At 65.5% G+C, this 2,240-nt stretch carries 3 protein-coding genes; all 3 read right to left on the bottom strand.

What is annotated here, in order from left to right; all coding sequences use genetic code 11:
- Positions 1-224: 224 nt before the first annotated feature.
- On the bottom strand, positions 225-1,076 hold the full coding sequence (locus QWJ38_RS23945; RefSeq protein ID WP_290361640.1) for a major capsid protein P2: 852 nt from the start codon (positions 1,074-1,076) through the stop codon (positions 225-227).
- A gap of 282 nt (positions 1,077-1,358) precedes the next feature.
- On the bottom strand, positions 1,359-2,009 hold the full coding sequence (locus QWJ38_RS23940) for a hypothetical protein (RefSeq protein WP_290361639.1): 651 nt from the start codon (positions 2,007-2,009) through the stop codon (positions 1,359-1,361).
- On the bottom strand, positions 2,006-2,240 hold a 235-nt coding region (locus QWJ38_RS23935; protein ID WP_290361638.1), incomplete at its 5' end, for a hypothetical protein. The genes QWJ38_RS23940 and QWJ38_RS23935, both read right to left, overlap by 4 nt.

The raw sequence follows: 2,240 nt of genomic DNA, 5'->3' as shown, positions 1-2,240 counted from the left end.
CAGCGAAGTCACCGACTGCATCAGGCCGGAGAAATAGCCGCCGCCGTTGGTGTCGGTCGCGCCGGCCGGCGCTACTTCGCCCATGCCGCCGCCCTCGGAGCCGTCATAGCCGGCCCCGCTCAATGCGTCTAGAAAAGCGCTCATCGCGTCTTGTCCCTCTGTTCGATTGCACGCCCGCAGCGCCCAGGGGCGCCGCGGGTCGAGACTCTGCTAAGGGTGAAGGGTCAGAGGTTGCCCGGGGTGTCCAGGCATTCCACGATCGCGCGGATGGTGTCCGGTGCGGCGAGCGTGAAATTGAACTCCAGCGCCCGCGCGTCGGCGGTCGCCAGCGCGGCGCTATGCACGTTGTCGTGGACAAAGTCCAGGTGGTAGAACTTGGACTGAGGCACCTTGCGCTGCTCCTGCAGCAAATAGCGCTGCAGGTTGCAGTTGACATTGCCATGCACGGCGACGCCGTTTTTCTTGACCTCGACGCGGGCCAGATTGCCGTCAGTGCTGCCGGCCCAATCGGTGCCGGCGTACTTCAGGTGGATACGCTGGATGACGGCGCCCTTGAGGACCGGCGTCCAGGTTACGGCCGTGCCGCCGCTGGTCGGGATCTGGTAGGCCAAAACCTTCTTGATGAGCTGGCCGTCCGGGTTGGGCTTGCTCGGGTCGAACTGCAGCGCCGTGAAGCCGGCGAGCGCCGTCAGCGTCGGGGTGCCGGCGCCGGCGTTGTTGACGACCTCGATAAAGATATCCTGGCCGTAGAGGGCCGGAATGTCGATGCCGCCGATTTCCTTGCCAACGACGCTCAGCGCGTCGCGCTCGGTAAAGTCGATGGTCAGCGCGTCGGCGCGGTCGTAGATGCCGCGATATTTGTTCATCGCGTCCAGCTCCAGGCCGGTGATAGGACCGAACACCACGCGTGCGCCGATCTTGACGACGATTTCGCTGATGGTGGCCTTGGTGATCGCGTTGGCGCCGGGGAAATTCAGCACCACGCGGGCCAGCGTCATGTCATAGCGCTGGACTTGGACGGTCGAGCGAACACCCAGCGCAACCGGGTTGAACGGGTTCAGGGGCAAATAGATCATTGCGTCTTTTCACGATGCCCCCCGGCCCGTTTTTGCGAATGGATGGCGGCCGCTAGCCGCCGCGATCAGCCGGCGATCGCTTGATCGATCAGGCCCTTGGTAAAGCTGACCTTGCGCAGAACGAAGATCGTGACCAGCACCAGGCCGGTCGTCATCACTGCGTTTTTCACTTGAGCTTGCATGGCTGTTTCTCTCTCGATGGGTTGAAGTGTTGCGGAGTTCGCAGACGAATTGAACCGGCGGCGGCCGTACATCGCCAGCCCTCTCGCCTGTACGTAGGCCCTATGTAGCGCGCAGCTTGATCGTGCCCGCGGCGGCCTCGTCGGCGTTGCGGAAATCCCGCTCCAGATAGCCGATCGTCACGCCGCGCGCATCCTTGACGGTGCGCAGCGCCTGCACGCGCGCCTCGTCTACGTCCATCGCCTGCGCCATCGCGCGCCGGTCCTCGCGGTAGCGCAGACCGAAGCAGCGGACATACGTGCAATTGCCCAGCAGCGTTTTGTCTATCAGCGCCGGCCGCTGCGCCGCGGCCATCACATGCAAAGCCTGATGGCGGCCCTGCGTGATGACCTGGCGCCATGCCGGCGGCGCCTTGCTGGCGCTGGTCACATCGCTCAGTTCTTCGGCGAGGAACACCAGATTTCCCGCGGCAAATGCCAGCTTGCAGACGGCCGCGAATGCCTGCTCGATCGGCAGATCAGGCCCGGCAACAAAGCGCATCTTGATCGGCCCGCCACGGGCATGCTTGAAGGCGCCCACCAGATGCGACAGCGACGCCGCCGCGGGGGCGTGCTTGCCGTATTCGTTGCGCGGGTCCCAGATCAGCAGGCGCGGCGGTTTCAGCTCCTTTAGCCGGGCATTGAGGCTCACCCCCTTGCCGCTGCCGCTGGAGCCGATATAGGCCTCGATGCGCGGTTCGTTCTTGACGCTCACGGCGCGACGCCCTCGCGCTGCCCGGCGGCCGGGTTGACCGGATGCGCCTCGCGCTGCCGCTGGGCGAGCTGGCGCGCCGCGGCCTGTTCGTCGGCCTGGCGCTGCTTGATCGCCTGATAGGTCACCAGCGAGGGCGGCACGACGGCGCCGACGAGGGCGATATACGGCCCCCAGCTCGACATTAGCTCGCCCATCGTCCAGCCGTGTTTGTGCATCACGGCGGCGCCGGCG

Origin of the sequence: Roseateles violae (assembly GCF_030410485.1) — a bacterium.
GTDB lineage: Bacteria > Pseudomonadota > Gammaproteobacteria > Burkholderiales > Burkholderiaceae_C > Roseateles_D > Roseateles_D violae.
Note: the sequence above shows the minus strand (reverse complement) of the source record. Positions and strands in the feature narration are given on the sequence as shown.